This window comes from Pseudomonas sp. LBUM1672 (assembly GCF_059695655.1).
This window is the reverse complement of sequence record NZ_CP166781.1, coordinates 4,344,511-4,362,478: the sequence shown is the minus strand read 5'-3', so window position 1 is coordinate 4,362,478 and position 17,968 is coordinate 4,344,511. Positions and strand designations below refer to the sequence as shown.

The 17,968-nt window shown below is 62.3% G+C and carries 19 protein-coding genes; 8 read left to right on the top strand and 11 right to left on the bottom strand.

Annotation, left to right across the window (positions count from 1 at the left end; translation table 11 throughout):
- The first annotated feature begins 122 nt into the window (after positions 1–122).
- On the top strand, positions 123–935 hold the full coding sequence (locus ACA053_RS19855; protein WP_497393491.1) for an alpha/beta fold hydrolase: 813 nt from the start codon (positions 123–125) through the stop codon (positions 933–935).
- Positions 936–1,050: 115 nt separating this feature from the next.
- On the opposite strand, the gene dsbG is transcribed toward ACA053_RS19855, so the two are convergent.
- Genes dsbG through dsbD form a run of 3 tightly spaced genes read right to left on the bottom strand, consistent with a single transcriptional unit; the run spans position 1,051 to position 4,399 of the window.
- The gene (gene dsbG, locus ACA053_RS19850; RefSeq protein WP_497393490.1) at positions 1,051–1,821 is read right to left on the bottom strand and encodes a thiol:disulfide interchange protein DsbG; all 771 of its coding nucleotides are present in this window, start codon (positions 1,819–1,821) and stop codon (positions 1,051–1,053) included.
- Positions 1,797–2,663: a TlpA disulfide reductase family protein gene (locus ACA053_RS19845; RefSeq protein ID WP_109633534.1), complete on the bottom strand. Its 867-nt coding sequence runs from the start codon at positions 2,661–2,663 to the stop codon at positions 1,797–1,799. The genes dsbG and ACA053_RS19845 overlap by 25 nt, the downstream gene beginning before the upstream one ends.
- Entirely contained in the window at positions 2,663–4,399 is a 1,737-nt protein-coding gene (gene dsbD, locus ACA053_RS19840; protein WP_497393489.1) for a protein-disulfide reductase DsbD, read from the bottom strand. The genes ACA053_RS19845 and dsbD overlap by 1 nt, the downstream gene beginning before the upstream one ends.
- A 153-nt stretch (positions 4,400–4,552) precedes the next feature.
- Between dsbD and ACA053_RS19835 the strand changes: the two genes are divergently transcribed.
- The 5 genes from ACA053_RS19835 (at position 4,553) to ACA053_RS19815 (ending at position 9,064) form a co-directional block, all read left to right on the top strand.
- Positions 4,553–5,236, top strand: coding sequence for a response regulator (locus ACA053_RS19835; protein ID WP_497312722.1), 684 nt, complete (start codon positions 4,553–4,555; stop codon positions 5,234–5,236).
- Positions 5,233–6,558, top strand: coding sequence for an ATP-binding protein (locus tag ACA053_RS19830; protein WP_497312720.1), 1,326 nt, complete (start codon positions 5,233–5,235; stop codon positions 6,556–6,558). Before ACA053_RS19835 ends, ACA053_RS19830 begins: the two co-directional genes overlap by 4 nt.
- A gap of 221 nt (positions 6,559–6,779) precedes the next feature.
- Positions 6,780–7,265, top strand: a complete 486-nt coding sequence (locus ACA053_RS19825; RefSeq protein ID WP_497393487.1) for a GNAT family N-acetyltransferase — start codon at positions 6,780–6,782, stop codon at positions 7,263–7,265.
- A 77-nt stretch (positions 7,266–7,342) separates the two neighbouring features.
- Positions 7,343–8,755, top strand: coding sequence for an aspartate aminotransferase family protein (locus ACA053_RS19820; RefSeq protein ID WP_497393486.1), 1,413 nt, complete (start codon positions 7,343–7,345; stop codon positions 8,753–8,755).
- Positions 8,756–8,836: 81 nt separating this feature from the next.
- On the top strand, positions 8,837–9,064 hold the full coding sequence (locus ACA053_RS19815; RefSeq protein ID WP_010461182.1) for an MbtH family protein: 228 nt from the start codon (positions 8,837–8,839) through the stop codon (positions 9,062–9,064).
- 193 nt (positions 9,065–9,257) lie between these two features.
- On the opposite strand, the gene ACA053_RS19810 is transcribed toward ACA053_RS19815, so the two are convergent.
- Genes ACA053_RS19810 through ACA053_RS19775 form a run of 8 tightly spaced genes read right to left on the bottom strand, consistent with a single transcriptional unit; the run spans position 9,258 to position 15,473 of the window.
- Complete coding sequence (locus ACA053_RS19810; protein WP_497393485.1) at positions 9,258–10,157, bottom strand: metal ABC transporter substrate-binding protein; 900 nt, start codon at positions 10,155–10,157, stop codon at positions 9,258–9,260.
- The gene (locus tag ACA053_RS19805; protein WP_003226663.1) at positions 10,158–11,057 is read right to left on the bottom strand and encodes a metal ABC transporter permease; all 900 of its coding nucleotides are present in this window, start codon (positions 11,055–11,057) and stop codon (positions 10,158–10,160) included.
- Positions 11,057–11,893, bottom strand: a complete 837-nt coding sequence (locus tag ACA053_RS19800; protein WP_497312712.1) for a metal ABC transporter ATP-binding protein — start codon at positions 11,891–11,893, stop codon at positions 11,057–11,059. Before ACA053_RS19800 ends, ACA053_RS19805 begins: the two co-directional genes overlap by 1 nt.
- Positions 11,890–12,816 carry a metal ABC transporter substrate-binding protein gene (locus ACA053_RS19795; RefSeq protein ID WP_497312710.1) on the bottom strand — a complete coding sequence of 309 codons (927 nt, stop codon included), beginning with the start codon at positions 12,814–12,816 and terminating at the stop codon, positions 11,890–11,892. The genes ACA053_RS19800 and ACA053_RS19795 overlap by 4 nt, the downstream gene beginning before the upstream one ends.
- Before the next feature lie 35 nt (positions 12,817–12,851).
- Positions 12,852–13,424 (bottom strand): DUF6162 family protein, encoded by a 573-nt coding sequence (locus tag ACA053_RS19790; RefSeq protein ID WP_497393484.1) that lies wholly within the window; start codon positions 13,422–13,424, stop codon positions 12,852–12,854.
- Complete coding sequence (locus ACA053_RS19785; protein WP_109633514.1) at positions 13,421–13,744, bottom strand: hypothetical protein; 324 nt, start codon at positions 13,742–13,744, stop codon at positions 13,421–13,423. Before ACA053_RS19785 ends, ACA053_RS19790 begins: the two co-directional genes overlap by 4 nt.
- Positions 13,741–14,283: a PA2404 family protein gene (locus tag ACA053_RS19780; protein ID WP_109633512.1), complete on the bottom strand. Its 543-nt coding sequence runs from the start codon at positions 14,281–14,283 to the stop codon at positions 13,741–13,743. The genes ACA053_RS19785 and ACA053_RS19780 overlap by 4 nt, the downstream gene beginning before the upstream one ends.
- A complete protein-coding gene (locus ACA053_RS19775; protein ID WP_497393483.1) occupies positions 14,280–15,473 on the bottom strand; it encodes a PepSY-associated TM helix domain-containing protein in 1,194 nt (397 codons plus the stop codon). The genes ACA053_RS19780 and ACA053_RS19775 overlap by 4 nt, the downstream gene beginning before the upstream one ends.
- A gap of 363 nt (positions 15,474–15,836) precedes the next feature.
- On the opposite strand from ACA053_RS19775, the gene leuC reads away from it, so the two are divergent.
- Complete coding sequence (gene leuC, locus ACA053_RS19770; protein ID WP_497393482.1) at positions 15,837–17,258, top strand: 3-isopropylmalate dehydratase large subunit; 1,422 nt, start codon at positions 15,837–15,839, stop codon at positions 17,256–17,258.
- Positions 17,255–17,869 carry a 3-isopropylmalate dehydratase small subunit gene (gene leuD, locus ACA053_RS19765; RefSeq protein WP_109633507.1) on the top strand — a complete coding sequence of 205 codons (615 nt, stop codon included), beginning with the start codon at positions 17,255–17,257 and terminating at the stop codon, positions 17,867–17,869. Before leuC ends, leuD begins: the two co-directional genes overlap by 4 nt.
- The last annotated feature ends 99 nt before the right edge of the window (positions 17,870–17,968 follow it).

Sequence of the window (17,968 nt, the reverse complement as noted above, 5' to 3'; positions counted from 1 at the left end):
TTCGCAGGACAAATGTGGGAGCGAGCCTGCTGGCGATGGGGCCAGTGGAAGCACGACAAGGTTGACTGTAAAACGACTCCGGCACAGTCTCCTTGCTCCCAGTTTTCACAAGGAGACAGTCAATGTCCTTCGTAACCGTTGACGGACAAGCCCTTCACTACCTCGATCAAGGCACCGGCCCTGCGGTGCTGCTCGCCGGCAGCTACCTGTGGGACCAAACCATGTGGGCACCGCAGATTGCCGCATTGTCGCAACACCACCGGGTCATAGCCCTGGACCTGTGGGGCCACGGTGAATCCGGCGCACTTCCCGAAAACACTCAATCGCTGGACGACATCGCCCGTCAGGCCCTGGCGCTGCTCGATCATCTGGACATTGATCGGGTCACGCTGGTCGGTCTGTCGGTCGGTGGCATGTGGGGCGCTCGACTGGCGCTGTCGGCACCATCGCGGATCAACGGCCTGGTGTTGATGGACACCTACCTCGGCGTCGAGCCGGAACCGACTCGCCAATACTATTTCTCGCTGTTCAAGCAGATCGAAGACACCGGCGTCATCGCGCCGCAGTTGCTCGATATCGTGGTGCCGATCTTCTTCCGTCCGGGGATCGATCCGCAGTCGGCGCTGTATCAGGATTTCCGCGGGAAACTGGCTGCGTTACCGCCGCAGCGTCTACGTGAAAGCGTGGTGCCGATGGGGCGGATTACGTTTGGTCGGGATGATTTGTTGCCGCGTCTGGGCGAGTTGAATGCTGAAACGACGCTGGTGATGTGCGGCGATCAGGACAAACCGCGGCCGCCGTCGGAAACGAAGGAAATGGCCGAGTTGATTGGTTGCCCGTATGTGTTGGTGCCAGAGGCGGGGCATATCTCCAATCTGGAGAATCCGCAGTTTGTGACTGAGGCGTTGTTGAAGTTTTTAGCCGAGAGGAATTAGTCGATCTTGCTGGCCCCATCGCGAGCAGGCTCGCTCCCACAGGGATACGCGATCACCTGTGGGAGCGAGCCTGCTCGCGATGGGGCCGGTGTGGTCACCAAGTCTCTGAAGCAAACTACTTGGGCCCGAGAATCTTCACCAACTTGTCCGGCGAAGGCGCGCCTTGCTGTTGTTGCAGCTCGCCCTTTTCGTCCATGTAGAAAATCGCCGGGGTGGCCTGCAGCTCCAGGTCTTCCATCAGCTGCATGTTCGCCGCGAGTTTCGCCTGAATCGCCGGCGGCACGTCTTTCAAGGCTTTGAGCGAACTGCCCTTGCCGGATTTTTCGTGATCTTCCAGCGCCTTGCTCGGGTCCTTGGCGGCCAGCAGCGCGGCGGATTTGCCCGGGCTGTCTTCGCGAATGATCCCGACCATGATGTGCCGCAACTGCACTTTGCCGGCATTCACCCACGGCCGCGCCTGTTCCCAGAACATGTTGCAGTAAGGACAGTTTGGGTCGCTGAACAGGTACACCACGCGTGGCGCATCTTTTTTGCCATCGCCGATCCAGTTGCTGGCTTCCATCTTGCCCCAGACTTCCTTGGACATCGGCGCGTAGACCAGTTTCTGCAACGGCGCGCTGCTCAGGTCATTGCCCTCGGCGTCGTACAGATTGCCCAGTAGCACATGCTTGCCGTCCGGGGTCAGGTAGAGCGCCATGCCGCGGTTCTGGTACTGCGCGGCATAACCGCGCAAACCGTCCGGCGCGTCGAACTGACCAACGATTTTCGCGCCCTTGGCTTCGATCTTCTTGATCGCTTCAGGCAATTCTTCGGCGGCCTGCACCGACGACAGGTGCAGCAACGCTGCGCCTAAAGTCAGCGTCAGCAGGTGGCGGAGGCGGGGCATGGCAGTTTCCTTGAAGAGGTGGCCGGTACGGCAGGAGATGGGGTGTCGAAGTTTTCCAGGGCGCGGGCCAGGCTGGCATCCGAGAGTTCGCCCAGGTGGCTGCCCAGTAATCGACCGTCGGGGCTATAGAACAGCGTAGTCGGCAACGCCATGGAACCCACGGCCTGACCCAATCGACCGCTGCCGTCGAACAGCACGTTGGTCAGGCTCAGGCCCTGGGTTTCGAGGAAGGTACTGACGCTTTGCATGCTTTCGGCCTGATTGACGAACAGGAAGGTCAGGTCCGGGCGCTGTTGCTGGGCGTTTTCCAGCACCGGCATTTCCCGGCGGCATGGCGGGCACCAAGTGGCCCAGAGGTTGATCACCAGTGGCCCGCCCTTGTAATCCGCCAGTTGCACGGTTTCGCCGGCGGCATTGCGCAGGGCGATCTCCGGCAGGCGCGTGCCTTGTTCGTAAATGCTCAGGGAAAAAGTCGCCAGCAGCCAGAACGCCAATCCGCTCGCCACGCCGAAACCCAGCGGGCGGCGCAAACCGGGGCGACGCCAGCCGCGGTACAACGCGGTGAGCAGCAGCACGATCACCCCGGGCCAGGCGAGGAAACCGCCATCGCGCAAGTCGATGATCTGCCACGGATCGTTGCGATAGTGGGCCCAATAGGCGACCACGAAACCGACCCGCGCCGCCAGCATGCCCAGCAAAAACAGGCTGAACAGCGCCGACTCCGGGTTTTCGCCTCCGCGCTTGGCCACCCGCCAGCCGACAAATGTCGCCAGCGCCAAAGCACTGATCAGCAGCAGATGGTTAAGCGCGATGGCAAAGGTGCCGAGGGTAAAGGTCAGCATTAACGGGCGTCTCGGGTGGTGGTCCAGCGTTGCAGGAAGGTGTCGGCATCAACCTCGCCGGTGATGCGCTGGCTGCGACGCTCCTGGCCGTCTGCACCGATCCACAGAAAACTCGGTGGCCCCGGCACTTTATAACGGCCGAGCAGTTCGCGGCTGGCGGCATTGTCGGCGGTCACGTCCAGCCGTAGCAAGCGCACATCACTCAGCGCCTCCATCACTTTGGCTTTGCCGAACACCTGTTTTTCCATGACCTTGCACGACACACACCAGTCGGCGTAGTAGTCCAGCAGCACCCACTGGCCCTGGGCCTGGGCGGCGTCCAGTTCCTGTTGCAGCGCTTGCGGACTGTTGATCGTGGTGAACGCCTCATGGCCGGTCGGGCGAGCGGCATTACCGGAAGAAGCTGAGGCGCTGTAGACCTGCAACGGTTTGAGCAAATCATCGCTGCCACCGGCGGCGCCGATCAGCAGCAGACCGCCCCAGATCCCGAGCAACAGCGCACTGGCGCCGAACAGATGGGCGACGCGACCGAAACCTTCCGACTGTTTCCAGGCACTGTAGGCCGCGATCAGCAGCAAGGCGCCGCACAAACCGATCCACAGCGATTGATCCAGCACCGGACGCAGCATCAACAGCGCAGTGGCGAGGAACAGGAAACCGAAGATGCCTTTGAGCAGGTTCATCCAGGCGCCGGGTTTGGGCAGGAAGCGATTACCCACGGTCACCAGCAACAACAACGGCACACCAATGCCGATGCCCATGGCGAACAGAATCAGCCCACCATGCAGCGCATTGCCGCTTTGTGCGATGTAGAGCAGAGCGCCGGCCAAGGGCGCGGTCATGCACGGGCCGACCAGCAACCCCGACAAGGCACCCAGCACACCGGCACCGATCAAACTGCCGCCACGCTGGTTGCGCGACACATTTTCCAGCCGATCACGCACCGCCACCGGCAGTTGCAGCTCGAAGAAACCGAACATCGGCAACGCCAGCAACACAAATATCGCCGCGAAGCTGCCCAGCAACCACGGGTTCTGCAGCAACGCCTGAAGGTTCGCCCCGAGCAACGCAGCCAGCACGCCCATCGCCGCATACACCAGCGCCATGCTCACCACGTAGCTGGTCGCCAGGGCGAAACCACGTTTGGGTGTGGCACCACTGCCGACGATCAACCCGGCCAGAATTGGCAGCATCGGCAACGAGCAAGGGGTGAAGGCCAGCAACAGGCCCAGACCGAAGAACACCAGCAAGCTCCAGCCCAGCGCCCGTTGTTGCAGGCCGCTGGCCAGGGCTTGATCCGGTGCTTCGTTGGTGGTGACCGCGACGCTGCCGCCCAGATCCACGACCTGGGTTTGCGGCGGATAACACAAACCGGCATCGGCACAGCCCTGGAAGCCCACCTTGATCTGACCGGTGGCGCCCGCCGGAATCTTCAGCTCCAGGCCTTGGCGATAGACCTGTTGTTCGCCGAAGAACTCATCACTGTGGGCTTCGCCTTCAGGTAATGGCGGATGCTGCTCCGGGGGCAACCCCTCGAATTTCAGGCGTTTCTGATAAAGGTAATAACCGTCGGTGATCTGCCAATAGAGCTGTGTTTCACCCGATTCAAGCCGCTCGGAAGTAAAGACAAAGGCCTTTTCCACTGGCAGGAATTCAGGTTTGGTATCGAACGGATTGGTCCCTGCCTGGGCCACACCCGAGATCAAGAGAACAAAAAACAAAAACAGTCGACGCATGGGTAAGCCTTATCCCTGTGCAAGTGAGGTGCACAATGGGAGGCGGCGATTAACCGATGATTAACCGCGACGGCCTTGTGGCTATGGCGCTTGCGGCATAATGTCCGCTTAATCGGCCAACGGCTTAATTGCCTTTTTTCTACGGGGCTCACCATGCATGTACTGGTTTGCGAAGACGATGAGCTGATCGCCAGCGGCATTGTTGCGGGCCTGACCGCGCAAGGCCTGACCGTCGAGCACGTCGCCACGGCGTCGTCTGCACGAGCGATGCTCAAGGTGGCTGAGTTCGACGTCATGGTGCTCGACCTTGGCCTTCCCGATGAGGATGGCCTGAAGCTGTTGCAGCAGTTGCGTCACAGTGGCCTGGAGATTCCGGTGCTGATTCTCACGGCGCGGGACTCGGTCACCGACCGCGTCGATGGCTTGCAGGCCGGCGCCGACGATTACCTGCTCAAGCCGTTCGATCTGCGTGAACTCGCCGCGCGACTGCACACGTTGTTGCGACGAGTGGCGGGTCGTAGCGTCAATCTGATCGAACACGGCCGTCTGACCTACGACCCGAGCAGCCGCGAAACCATGCTCGGCGGTCAGTCCGTCGACCTTTCCCGTCGTGAACAGTCGCTGTTGCAGGCCTTGTTGCATAACCGTGGCCGGGTGCTGTCCACCGAGCAGTTGAAAGACAGCGTCTACGGTTTCAACGACGAACTGGAAAGCAACGCCCTCAACGTGCATATCCATCATCTGCGGCGCAAACTCGGCAATGGCATTGTCGAGACCGTACGCGGCCTGGGCTATCGCCTGGGGCCGGCCGATGGCGGAGAGGAAATGAAAAAGTGATGAGCCTGCGTTTGCGCCTGAGCCTGACGCTCGGTGCCGCTTTTGCGCTGATATGGGCCCTGGCCGCGGCCTGGATGCTCAGCGATCTGCGCAACCAGATGATGTTTTCCCTGGACCAGCGGCTGGTGGCGTCGGCGCGCATGGTCGCCGGCCTGATGGAGCAATTGCCGGCGTTGCCGAGCAAGGGCGAGGGCACCCACTTCAGCGCTGAGCAATTGAATATTCCGGGTGGCATGGCCTGTCAGGTCAGCTCGTTGCGCGGTGAAATCCTCGCCCGCAGTCACACCGACCCGCAACAAACCCTCGAAGCCGAGAAAATGGGCTTCCACGATCAGATGATCGACGGCGCGCCGTGGCGCAGCTTTACCTTGGCCCGCGGTGATTTGCGTATCACCACCGCTGACCGGCAGATCGAGCGCGAGGCGCTGAACATGTCGATCCTGCTGGCCGCTTCGGTGCCGGTGGGCGTGGCGTTGCTTGGCTGCCTGTGCCTGCTGTGGCTGGGGATCGGCCAGGGGCTGGCACCGCTGAACCGGATGCGCGATGCCTTGATGCGCCGCAGCGCTGATTCTCTGGAACCTTTGCAAATCCAGCCGCTGCCCAGCGAACTTCAGCCGTTGCTGGACACCCAGAATCAGCTGTTCCAGCGCATCGGCAAGACCATCGAACGCGAACGCCGCCTGACCGGCGACGCGGCCCACGAATTGCGCAGCCCGCTGACGGCGATCAAAACCCACCTGCAAGTGGCGCGCATGACCGACGGCGCGGCCCGGGATCAGTCCCTGGCCCGGGCCGAAGAGGGCGCCGACCGCATGCACCGCACGCTGGAACAATTGCTGTTGCTGGCGCGGGTCGAGGGCAGTCTGTCGTTCGATGACGGCGTGCAATGCAGCGCCGAGCAAGTGGCGAAACTGGCGATTCAGGACGCGGCCAGCGGTGATCGTCGGCGAATCAAGCTGAAACTGCCGGCGAAGTTCTCCGATGCACCGGTGCAAATGCCCGCGGTCCTGTCGATCGCCGCATTGCGTAACTTGTTGGACAACGCCCTGCGCCATACCCCGGGGGACGGATCGGTGGAGCTGAGCCTGGAAACCACCGGCAGTCGCGCGCGCTTTCTGGTCCGCGACCACGGCCCGGGCATTGCCGAAGACGATCTGCAACACCTGACCCAACGTTTCTGGCGCCACGGCCAGAGCACCGGCTGCGGATTGGGCCTTGCGATTGTCCAGGCAATTGTCCAGCGGTGCGGCTGCACCTTGCATTTCGACAGCCGGCCGGATGGGTTGCGGGTTGAACTGACCATGCCGTTACAACCCCTCTAACCAACACCCCAATCCCCCTGTGGGAGCGGGCTTGCTCGCGAAGGCGGTGTGTCAGTCAATATCATCGTCGACTGACACACCGCCTTCGCGAGCAAGCCCGCTCCCACAGGGGGGGGCATCTGTGTTGCACATCAAATGTAACCTCTCTCCATTAGTCACCGGCACGCCACAGCGCTATCGTCCCCGGCAGCTTTTTCTCAATGGATTGAGGTAACAGCGCCATGGATGCATCGATTCACATCTGCAAGGCAACCCCCGCCGACGCCGGCATCATCAGCCGGATCGTCGAGCGTTCCATTCGCGTCGGCTGCGCGCTCGACCACCGTAACGACCCGCGAACCGTCGCCACCTGGACCCACAACAAAACCATCGAACACGTGCAGCCCTGGCTGGCCGACCAACGGTTGTACCTGAACATCGCCCTGTTGCAGGACAAACCGGTCGGTGTCGCCATGGCGGCAATCAGTGGCAAGGTCGCATTCTGCTACGTGCAGCCGGAATGGTTTCGTCGCGGCGCCGGAGAGGCGCTGGTTCACGACCTCGAAGGCTGGTTGATCCATCAGGGGCTCGCTCAGGCACGGCTCAACAGCACCCGCACCAGCGAGGCTTTTTACCGTCATTTGGGCTACCGGCCCTGCGCCGAAATCTTCACCGTCGCCGGGCTCCACGCCATTCCCATGCACAAAGCGCTGACACCGCCTTCATAGAAAGCTGATCGAGGGTCTAAATCCTCGGCACCCTGATGCGTTTCCAGAACAGGAAAACCTTATTGAGGGGTCGAGAGATGTCAGTCGCTACCAGCCTTGTGGAAGATCAGTCGGCCCGGATCACTCCGGCGCCGGCCGAGACGCTTTATCAGTTCAACGAATCGCCGCTGCTGGCCCGTCAAAACCAGCAGGAATCGAATGCCCGCAGCTACCCGCGGCGCATTCCCCTGGCGCTCAAACGCGCCAAGGGCATTTATGTTGAAGATGTCGAAGGCCGCCGTTTCATCGACTGCCTGGCTGGTGCCGGGACCTTGGCCCTGGGGCATAACCATCCGGTGGTGATCGAAGCGATTCAGCAGGTGCTGACCGATGAGTTGCCGCTGCACACCCTCGACCTGACGACGCCGGTCAAGGACCAGTTCGTCCAGGACCTGTTCGGTCTGCTGCCACCGGCCCTGGCCGCGCAAGCGAAGATCCAGTTCTGTGGCCCGACCGGCACCGACGCGGTGGAAGCCGCGCTGAAACTGGTGCGCACCGCCACCGGGCGCAGCACTGTGTTGTCGTTTCAGGGCGGTTATCACGGCATGAGCCAGGGCGCGCTGAGCCTGATGGGCAGCCTGGGGCCGAAAAAGCCATTGGGCGCCTTGCTCAGCAACGGCGTGCAGTTCATGCCGTATCCCTACGATTACCGCTGCCCGTTCGGACTCGGCGGCGCGCAAGGGGTGAAGGTCAACCTCAGCTACCTGGAAAACCTGCTGAATGATCCCGAGGCCGGCGTGCAATTGCCGGCGGCGGTGATCGTCGAAGCAGTGCAGGGCGAAGGCGGAGTGATTCCGGCCGATCTCGATTGGCTGCGCGGCCTGCGACGCATCACTGAACAGGCCGGCGTGGCGCTGATCGTCGATGAAATCCAGAGCGGTTTTGCCCGCACCGGCAAGATGTTCGCTTTCGAGCACGCCGGGATCATTCCGGACGTGGTGGTGATGTCCAAAGCCATCGGCGGCAGCCTGCCGCTGGCGGTGGTGGTGTATCGCGACTGGCTCGACACCTGGCTGCCGGGCGCCCATGCCGGGACCTTCCGCGGTAATCAGATGGCCATGGCCGCGGGGTCTGCGGTGATGCGTTACCTGACCGAACACAAGGTCTGCGAGCACGCCGCCGCCATGGGCGAACGCTTGAGCGAACACCTGCGCATCCTGCAGCGGGACTTCCCGCAACTGGGCGACATTCGCGGTCGCGGCTTGATGCTTGGCGTCGAGCTGGTCGATCCGACGGGCACGCCCGATGCATTGGGGCATCCGCCGATCTTCGGGCGACTGGCGCCGCTGGTGCAGCGTGAATGCCTCAAGCGCGGGCTGATTCTTGAGCTGGGCGGTCGTCACGGTGGCGTGGTGCGTTTCCTGCCGCCGCTGGTGATTACTGCGGCGGAAATCGATCGGGTGGCCGAGATTTTCGGCCGGGCCATGGCCGCTGCCACCGCCAGCCTGTAAATTTTTCCGCACCTGGAACGTTCCTTCTACATACCGGCTGCGCACGCAGTGCAGCCCACCCTATAGCGATGGAGACACACCATGACGTCAGTATTCGACCGCGAGGACATCCTCTTTCAGGTCGTGGTCAACCACGAAGAGCAATACTCGATCTGGCCCGACTACAAAGCCGTGCCAGCCGGCTGGCGCACCGTGGGCAAGAGCGGCCTGAAAAAGGAATGCCTGGCCTACATCGAAGAGACCTGGACTGACATGCGTCCGCTGAGCTTGCGCCAGAAGATGGACGAGCAGGCGGCAGTGGCGAACTAAGTCACGGCGCAAAAAGAAGCCCGCTGGACTGGAAACAGTCAGCGGGCTTTTTCATGTCTTCAATTTTGTGTTGCCTGTCAGGCCGCCTTTGCGAGCAAGCCCGCTCCCACAGGATTTGTATTGTTCGCAAGGGCACATTGAACCTGTGGGAGCGGGCTTGCTCGCGAAGAACGATAACGCGGACTAACTGACGTTAAACCCCGCTCAACCCCTTGATCAGCAGATCCACATTCCCTTCCAGCTCAGCCACCGGATCCGCTGCGTCCACACTCAACACCACCAACCGGCTGCCAGCCTCGGCAATCACCGCTTTCACCGCCTCCGACGGCTGGCGATGATGCAACACCACCGCCACGTCATTGTCCTTCAGCGTCGCGCCCAATTGCTTCAGCGCTTCAGGTGTCCACTCGGCATCCGGCCGCGCATCGAGGCCGATCAGCTCCAGGTTCAGCCCGCCGATCAGGTAGCCAAAGTGATCGCTCAGGCTCATCACACTTAGGTTATCGGCGCTGGCCAATCGCGCTTCGCTGTCCGCACTGAGCTTGAGCAAACGCTGCTTCAACGCCGCCAGGTTGGCCTCGATCGCAGGCTTGGCCTTGGGCGCCAGGCGCACCAGGTCCGCCGCCATCACATCCGCCATCCGCCCCATGTTGTTGCTGGAAAACCACGGCTGGCTGTTCAACCCGTCGACCTTGTTGCCCGGCTGCACGGCGATGCCGGGCAGGGCGCCGTCCACCGGGCGGGCGGCGTCGACTTCGACGATACGAATATTGCTGCGCCGGGAAATCGGGTACAGCGGATCATCCGCCCACAGCGAACGCAGACCGATCACCGCATCGGCGTCGGTCGCCAGTTTGGCCAGCGCCGGAGCGCCACGACCGGTGAAGTACGCAGTCTGACGGCTGCCCGGCAGGTTCGCCGGCGCGGCACGCTCAAGACTGACGTCGGTGCCCTTGAGCAGGGCTTCGCCCAACCCGTAAGTGATGGGCAAGGACGCCAGCACGCGCAGTGGTTTTGTGTCCGCCGCAAAGGTGGTAGTGACCAGCCCGCTCAGGGCGACGGCCAGGGTCAATTGACGCAGAGAAAAAGACATTTATCCGAGATTCCCTTTCAGGCTTGGGACGACGCCACGCGCAATGGCGGCGAGGGCGAAGGCGATACCGGCCACCAGAATGATCGCGGCACCGGACGGAATAGGCAGGTCGAAGACGATTGGCGCGAGGATCCCGCACAGCGTGCTGACCGTGGCGATCAACACCGAGCACCAGAAGAAACCCTTCAGCGACTGGCTGAGCAAGCGTGCCGCCGCGGCCGGAATCACCAGCAGCGCACCGACCAGGATCGCGCCGATGACTTTCACCGCGGCCACGGTGATCAGGGTCACCAGAATCACAAACAGATAATCCAGGGTCTTCACCGCCACACCGCGTACCGCCGCCAGTTGCGGGTTGAAACTGGCGAGCATGATGCGGTTGTACAGCGGCAAGGCCAGCGCCATGACCAGTGAGCCGACGATGGCCAGCACCAGCAGATCATTACCGTTGACCGTCAGCACCGAACCGAACAGCACGTTTTCGAGGATGTGCACGTTGATCTTGCCCGCGAGGATCAGCAGCAGGCTCGCGCCCAGCGCCAGCGACACCGAGAGAAACACGCCGATCAACGTATCCGGCGCGAGCCCGGTGCGGTTGCGCAGGTAATTAAGCAGGATGCCGAACAGCAGGCAGTAACCGAACAGGCTGCCGTAAGGCCCGGTGTAAGGTTCGCCGAGCAGGATGCCGATGGCCACGCCGGTCAGTGCCGCGTGACCCACCGCCTCGGAGAAAAACGCGAAGCGCTTGACCACTACCAGCGTGCCCAAGCCGCCCAGTACCGGGCCGATCAGCAAGCCGGCGAGCAGCGCGTTGACCACAAAGCCGTAGGCCAACGCTTCGGGCAGGTAACCCGAAGACGCCCAGCCCTGGACCATCAAACGAAAGGCTTCGTAACTCATCAGGCAGCGCTCCGAGGATGGGTCGAGAACAGGGTCAGCAAGCGATCCGGCGTCAGCGCTTGTTTGGGCGTGGCATCGAACAGCACCCGGCGATTAAGCCCGGTGACGCGATCGGCCAGACGTCCGACCGCTTCCAGATCATGCTCGATCCACAGCACGGTGATGCCGCTCTGGCGCCAGTCGCCGAGCAGACGTTCGAACACCTGGATGCCGGCCTCATCGAGGGCCGACATCGGTTCGTCGAGCACCAGCAACTGCGGCGCCGGGATCAGCCCTTGAGCGAGCAACACGCGCTGACGCTCACCGCCGGACAGCGCGCCCATGCGGCGCTTGCGTTTGTCCTGCATGCCGACCCGTTCCAGCGCTTCACCAATCGCGGCTGCGTAATGCTTGCTCAAACCAAGGAACGCGGGACGGCGCTGACACATCGCGGCCATGAAATCGTCGACGGTCATTGGCAATCCGCGATCGAATTCCAGTGCCTGAGGCACGTAGCCGATGGTTCCGGGTGTGCCCGGCCATTGCAGGCTCAATCGACCCTGATGGGGCATCTGCCCGAGCAGGGTCTTGATCAGCGAACTCTTGCCGCCACCGTTCGGGCCCACCAGCGCATGCACGCTGCCGGGCTGGACCTGGAAGGTCACGTTGTCGAGGATCGTCGTGCGCCCCAGCGTCAGACTGACCTCTGCAAAATCCAGCGTCGGCCCCGAACCCTGTGGGAGCGGGCTCGCTCGCGAAAGCGGAGTGTCAGTCAATACTGATGTCGACTGACACTCCCTCTTCGCGAGCAAGCTCGCTCCCACAGGGGATTCGCTGATGGTTTCTTTAGCCGTCATTGCCCCGACTCCTGAATCGCCCGAACCACCGTGTTGAGGTTGCCGGCCATTTCTTTTTCGTACTTGTCGGCGGTGTATTCGCCATAGGAAATGTGCGACAGCGGGTACAGCTTGACCCCGGATTCACGCTGGATGGTGTCGACATAGGAGGACGGGAAATCCATCTCCGAGAAGATCACTTTCACGTCCAGTTCACGCAGTTGATCGATGGTCTTTTTCAGCTGGCTCGGGCTCGGCTCGATGCCGTGGGCCGGTTCGACAACAGCGGTCACTTCCAGGCCGAATTCACGCAACAGATAGTCATAAGCAGCGTGAACCGTGGCGACCCGCAATTCGGCGTTCGGTGCCTGGGTCAGTTTCGCCAGGGCGTCGGCGCGCATCTGCCGCAGGCGTTTGCCGTAGGCGCGGGCGTTCTGGGTGTAGGTCTTGGCGTTGGCCGGGTCGAGCTTGCCCAGTTCCCGGGCGATGTTGTTGACCTGGGCAATCGAGGCGCTGATCGACAGGAAGGTGTGCGGGTTCACGACCTTGCCGGCACCGCGTGCGGCGACGCCGGTGGCGGCCAGCAGCGGTACGTTCTCGTTGGCTTCGATCACCGGGACATTCGGCGTTTCGCTGGCGGCGATCATGCGGTCGGCGAAGTCGTCATGACCGACGCCGTTGAGCACGATTACGTCGAGCCCGCTGATGCGTTTGATGTCTTCTGAGCGTGGCTCGTAGGCGTGCGGGTTGAAACCGGCCGGAATCAGCGGCACCACCTCGGCCTTGTCACCGACGATGTTGGCCACGTAGCTGTAATAAGGGTGCAGGGTTATACCGATGCGCAGGCGCTTGGTTTCGTCGGCGCTGGCCAGTGGCGTCAGCAGCAAGGCGAGCAGGCCGACCAGCAGCGGGCGCAGGAAAGAACGTTGAGATGAACTAGGCATGGGAAAGCGGTCTTCTCTCGGGTGAAGGCGAGGGTTCAGTGCCGGTGCTGGCGGGTCACGCCGGCATCGAATTGCGCGACGATCTGCTGCCAGCCGGCGCTTTCCAGCGCGGCGTCAGTGAGATCGGTCGGGGCTGCTAGGGCTTTGCCGCGGTTGAGCCAGACGTCCGGCGCATCGTCGCCGGCAGTCAGGCGCATCAGAAACGAGCCGGCCACGGCAGGTGTCTGGCTCTGACCGAAGTAAGCCTTGGCGTCGAGCAACTGCCAGGCATGGCCGCCACGGCTGACGGAACTGGCGTCCTGGGCAAACGGTGCAAAGCCTTCATCGGCAAGCGCTGCGGGTGTCGGCAGCGCCTGCTGTTCCTGGCGCAGCAAGTGGATTTCGTCCAGGGTCACCCGAAGGTCGGCGTAGATCCCTTGCTCGGAGGCGCTCAGATCGCGACGGGCATCCAATTGATGGTTGTTAACGCTGCTGACTTCCTGGGACTCATGGCGCCAGGCAACCACCGAACCGGCCACCGCCAGGATCATCAGGCACAACAGCAACACATACAGGGTTTCATGGCCGGCACCGGCCGGGCGGACGACGTGGGTAGTAGGCGTACTCATGGGGCTTCGATGTCCGCTTGGTCGATCTCGACGACGTGGCCGGGGCCGGCGTCGAACAGCACGTAGAATTCGGCACCGGGCTTCTTGAAGGTCAGGGTCGAATCGGCGCCGAGCTTGCCCGGCACCAGGATGGTTTCGTCGTAGCCGATCACATCCAGCGTCACGCCCGGCGCGCCGCTGCCGTCGGAGAAACCGCCGGTGCATTTGATTTGTTCGGCGTCGATGGCTTTGCATTCGCACATCGGGTTGTGGGCCAGGGCGCTGGCGCTGAAACCGGCGCAGAGCACCAGCAAAGCCGCGTTCAGAGAGCGTAGCGTCATGGTTTGCCTCCTTGTTTGTTCAGCCACGCGAGGGTGGCGGGGGATGCCTGGCTCAGGGGGATCGACGCTTGATGCATCGCGCCGTCCCAGCCTTCCATGGTGATCCACAGTTCGGCGTCGGTTTTTGTCTTGTCGGGGATCGGCAGCATGGCGCCCATGCGGTACGGCGTGCCGAAGAAAATCACCCCGGCGGCGCGCAGGCTGCGCGGTTTGCCAATGCGCAGGTAAGTGGCCTTGACCTGATCGCGGCAGCTGTCGCACAGCGCCGCGTTGAAGCTTTTCATGTGGCCGGCCGGGCCATCGAGGGTCGGGGCTTCATTGCGCAGTTCGGCGAGGCGCAGGCTCCAGGGCCCGACCTGCACTTCACCGATTTCCCGCTCACCGAGCCCGGTGTCACCGCGAAACAGCGCCGCGTCGGCAAAGTATTTGGGCATGAACCCCAGTGGTACCAGCAACAGCAGGACGTTGATGTGGAAGCGCCATTTGTGCCAGAAGCGGCTCAGTTTCGAGGAGGGTTTCTCAGCGGCGAACAGGCTCATTGGCTGACCTCCGTGGTTTCACGGCGTGTGACGGCGGCGGTGCGCGGACGTTTGTCTTTGCGTTTGAGGGCGTTGGCCGTGGCCAGGGCGGTGCGTTTGGTCCAGATCAACAGGCCGCTCAGCACCATCATGCTCAGGATCAGACCGAAGAAGAACCAGATCAATTTGATCCAGATGCCGCCGAAATCACCGGTGTGCAGCGGCCGCATGGATTCGGTTACCAACTCCAGGCCGGAACGGTCCGACAGCAGGCGGGTGGCGGCGACATCGCCGGTGTACGGGTTGATTTCGGCGGTCTGGAACATCAACGGATACCAGCTGCGACCGCCGACCGTCAGGTAGCTGTAGGCATTGGCGGGCATGCTGACGAAGCTGTCTTCCAGGCCGGGAATGCGTTCCTTTGCCTGGGCAATCGCGGCTTCGAGACTGATCATCGACGCTGGCGAGCCGTCGGTGCTCACCGGTACGCTCTCACGCGGGACCACCAAGGCCACCGGCGCGGTGGAAATCGAGACCTGGTTATCGAACATGAACGCCTGGATCAGGAACCAGGTGCTGGTGATGGAAATCACCGCGATGAACCAGATCGACCAGATGCCGCTGAGGCGGTGAAAGTCGCCCCAGAAAATCCGCGCGCCATGACGAATACGCAGCGTCGGCCGGAAGAAGCCTTTCCAGAAACGCTTGTAGACCACCAGCCCGGTCACCAGAGACGCCAGCAAAGGCAGACTCAGAAACGACACCAGATACCAGCCCCAGCTGTAACCGTTGGTGAACGGCACCAGCCACCAGCCATGCAACGCACGGGTGAAGGCCTGGAAATTGAATTGCGGGGCAGTGCCCTGAATCACGCCGCTGTACGGGTTGACGTACACCTTCACCGAGCGACCGTCGGGGTAGCTGACATCGACATCGAGCGCGAAGTGCGACTCGTCGGGCCGGCTGATGGCCTCGACCAAGGTGTTCGGTTCCGCCTTCTTGATGGCGGCGATGATCTGGTCATAACTGAGCAGCGGTGCATCGTCCGTGGGTTGGCTGGCGCGCATCTGCGGGTTGGCCAGCCAGACGATTTCCTGACTGACCACCGCCAGCGTGCCGGTGACACAGACGATCAGCACGAAAAACCAGATCGGCAAGGCCAGCCAGCTATGGACCAGAAACCAGAGTTTTGAGCGGGATTTCTTCGACATGATTAAAGGTCTTGTATCGATGAGAGGGCCTCTGCTGCGGGCTTCCCAGCGATGAGGTCCATGAAAGGCCGGCCCGTGGCTTTTGCCTACGCGGACTGACTGCATCTATATAGGACGGATGAGGGACAGAAATCCCGAAGGGCAATGTGAAAGTAAATGTTTCGCGTTCCCGGCAACACACAAGCTCCCCTGTGGGAGTGAGCCTGTGTGGCGAGGGGATTTGTATTCACTTGGGGTAGCAGGGAAACCGATCCAACACGAACCATGGTTCACGGGATCACTGTCCGGCCATTGATGGGCAGGGCCCACTCCCTAAGATGGAACTCAGACGCCTTTCACCCGCGAGCCTGAGCGAGCCCCTCCATGACGCCAGCAAGAACCCTCTACGACAAACACATCGATTCCCACACGGTGTGTCGCCTCGATGACCAGGGCCACGTCCTGTTGTACATCGATCGCCAGGTCATCAACGAATACACCAGCCCCCAGGCGTTCAGCGGTTTGCGCGAGGCCAAGCGCGGCGTCTGGCGTGCCGGGACCGCGCTGGCGGTGGTCGATCACGTCAACCCCACCGCCCCGGTGCGCATCGCCGCCATGCCGGACCCCGGTGGCGCGCGGCAGGTGTCGTACCTGGCGGAGAACTGCCGGGACTTCGGCATCGAACTGATCGACATCCTCAACAAACGCCAGGGCATCGAACACGTCATCGCGCCTGAGCAGGGCTTCATTCTGCCGGGCATGGTCATCGCCGCCGGCGACAGCCACACCACCACGTATGGCGCCCTCGGTGCGTTCGGGTTCGGTATTGGCACTTCGGAAATCGAGCATCTGCTGGCGTCCCAGACCCTGGTCTATAAGCGCTTGAAGAGCATGCGGGTGACGGTGGATGGGGTTTTGGCGCCGGGGCTGACGTCCAAGGACGTAATCATGGCGTTGATCGGCCAGATCGGCGCGTCGGGTGCCACCGGGTACGCCATCGAGTTTCGTGGTTCGACCATCGATGCCTTGAGCGTCGAAGCGCGCATGACCATCTGCAACATGGCCGTCGAGGCCGGTGCGCGAGGCGCATTCATGGCCCCGGACGAGAAAGTCTTCGCCTACCTCAAGGGCAAACCCCGTGCACCCAAAGGCGCGTTGTGGGAGCAAGCGCTGGAGAAATGGCGCGCCTTGCACAGCGACGCGGACGCGCACTTCGACCGTGAAGTCCGGGTCGACGCCAGCGCCCTGGAACCGATGGTGACGTGGGGCACCAGCCCGGATCAGGCCTCTCCAATCGGCGCACGCGTGCCTGACCCGCAAGACATCAGCGACCTGATCCTGCGTCAGGACATGCGCCGCGCCCTGAACTACATGGGCCTCGAAGCCGGCATGCCGCTCAGCGACATCGTCATCAGCCACGCCTTTATCGGCTCCTGCACCAACGCGCGCATCGAAGACCTGCGCGATGCCGCCAGTGTGGTGCGCGGCAAACACGTCGCCGGGCACGTGCGGGCGATGATCGTGCCGGGCTCCACCGAAGTGCGCAGTCAGGCTGAAGCCGAAGGCCTGGCGGCGATCTTTATCGAGGCCGGGTTCGAGTGGCGGCAGTCCGGCTGCTCGATGTGCCTGGCGATGAACGACGACGTGCTGGCGCCGGGCGACCGCTGCGCCTCCAGCACCAACCGCAATTTCGAAGGCCGCCAGGGTGCGGGCGCGCGCACGCACCTGATGAGCCCGGCCATGGTCGCCGCCGCCGCGATCACCGGCCGCTTGACCGACATCCGTCACTTTGGAGACCGCGCATGAGCCTGCAACCCTTCACTCAGGTCACTGGCAAAGCGGCGCCGATGCTCGCCGCCAATATCGACACCGACGTGATCATGCCCAAGCAGTTTCTCAAGGGTATCGACCGCGCAGGGCTGGATCGTGGCTTGTTTTTTGACCTGCGGTTCTTGCCGGACGGTTCGCTGAATCCCCAGTTCGTGCTGAACAAACCGGCATGGCAGGGCGCACGTTTCATGGTGGTCGGGCCGAACTTCGGCTGCGGGTCAAGTCGGGAACACGCGGTGTGGGGCTTGAAGCAGATGGGGATCCGAGCGTTGATCGGCAGCAGCTTTGCCGGGATTTTCTATGACAACTGCCAGCGTAACGGGGTGTTGTTGATTACCCTCGATGAGGCGGTGTCACAGCGGCTGGGGCAAGTGGTCAGTGAACCGGACAGCGCGCTGATCAATGTCGATCTGGAAGATCAGGAGATACGCCTCCACGACGGTCGGGTCATCCCGTTCGAGATCGATACCTTGCGCAAAACCGCGTTGCTGCTGGGCCTCGACGCCATCGGCAGCACACTGCAGCGCAGCGAACAAATCAAAGCCTTCGAGCGTGCTCACCTGGCTGCCAACCCCTGGCTGAGCTGAAACACAAATCCAATTGTGGGAGCGGGCTTGCTCGCGAAGGCGGTGTGTCAGTCAAAGCTGATGTTGACTGACAGGACGCCTTCGCGAGCAAGCCCGCTC

What these genes read in the sequence shown, in the direction of transcription:
- ACA053_RS19855 (WP_497393491.1), top strand. Translation starts at nt 123, where the DNA reads ATGTCCTTCGTAACCGTTGACGGACAAGCCCTTCACTACCTCGATCAA.
- dsbG (WP_497393490.1), bottom strand. Translation starts at nt 1,821, where the DNA reads ATGCCCCGCCTCCGCCACCTGCTGACGCTGACTTTAGGCGCAGCGTTG.
- ACA053_RS19845 (WP_109633534.1), bottom strand. Translation starts at nt 2,663, where the DNA reads ATGCTGACCTTTACCCTCGGCACCTTTGCCATCGCGCTTAACCATCTG.
- dsbD (WP_497393489.1), bottom strand. Translation starts at nt 4,399, where the DNA reads ATGCGTCGACTGTTTTTGTTTTTTGTTCTCTTGATCTCGGGTGTGGCC.
- ACA053_RS19835 (WP_497312722.1), top strand. Translation starts at nt 4,553, where the DNA reads ATGCATGTACTGGTTTGCGAAGACGATGAGCTGATCGCCAGCGGCATT.
- ACA053_RS19825 (WP_497393487.1), top strand. Translation starts at nt 6,780, where the DNA reads ATGGATGCATCGATTCACATCTGCAAGGCAACCCCCGCCGACGCCGGC.
- ACA053_RS19820 (WP_497393486.1), top strand. Translation starts at nt 7,343, where the DNA reads ATGTCAGTCGCTACCAGCCTTGTGGAAGATCAGTCGGCCCGGATCACT.
- ACA053_RS19815 (WP_010461182.1), top strand. Translation starts at nt 8,837, where the DNA reads ATGACGTCAGTATTCGACCGCGAGGACATCCTCTTTCAGGTCGTGGTC.
- ACA053_RS19810 (WP_497393485.1), bottom strand. Translation starts at nt 10,157, where the DNA reads ATGTCTTTTTCTCTGCGTCAATTGACCCTGGCCGTCGCCCTGAGCGGG.
- ACA053_RS19805 (WP_003226663.1), bottom strand. Translation starts at nt 11,057, where the DNA reads ATGAGTTACGAAGCCTTTCGTTTGATGGTCCAGGGCTGGGCGTCTTCG.
- ACA053_RS19800 (WP_497312712.1), bottom strand. Translation starts at nt 11,893, where the DNA reads ATGACGGCTAAAGAAACCATCAGCGAATCCCCTGTGGGAGCGAGCTTG.
- ACA053_RS19795 (WP_497312710.1), bottom strand. Translation starts at nt 12,816, where the DNA reads ATGCCTAGTTCATCTCAACGTTCTTTCCTGCGCCCGCTGCTGGTCGGC.
- ACA053_RS19790 (WP_497393484.1), bottom strand. Translation starts at nt 13,424, where the DNA reads ATGAGTACGCCTACTACCCACGTCGTCCGCCCGGCCGGTGCCGGCCAT.
- ACA053_RS19785 (WP_109633514.1), bottom strand. Translation starts at nt 13,744, where the DNA reads ATGACGCTACGCTCTCTGAACGCGGCTTTGCTGGTGCTCTGCGCCGGT.
- ACA053_RS19780 (WP_109633512.1), bottom strand. Translation starts at nt 14,283, where the DNA reads ATGAGCCTGTTCGCCGCTGAGAAACCCTCCTCGAAACTGAGCCGCTTC.
- ACA053_RS19775 (WP_497393483.1), bottom strand. Translation starts at nt 15,473, where the DNA reads ATGTCGAAGAAATCCCGCTCAAAACTCTGGTTTCTGGTCCATAGCTGG.
- leuC (WP_497393482.1), top strand. Translation starts at nt 15,837, where the DNA reads ATGACGCCAGCAAGAACCCTCTACGACAAACACATCGATTCCCACACG.
- leuD (WP_109633507.1), top strand. Translation starts at nt 17,255, where the DNA reads ATGAGCCTGCAACCCTTCACTCAGGTCACTGGCAAAGCGGCGCCGATG.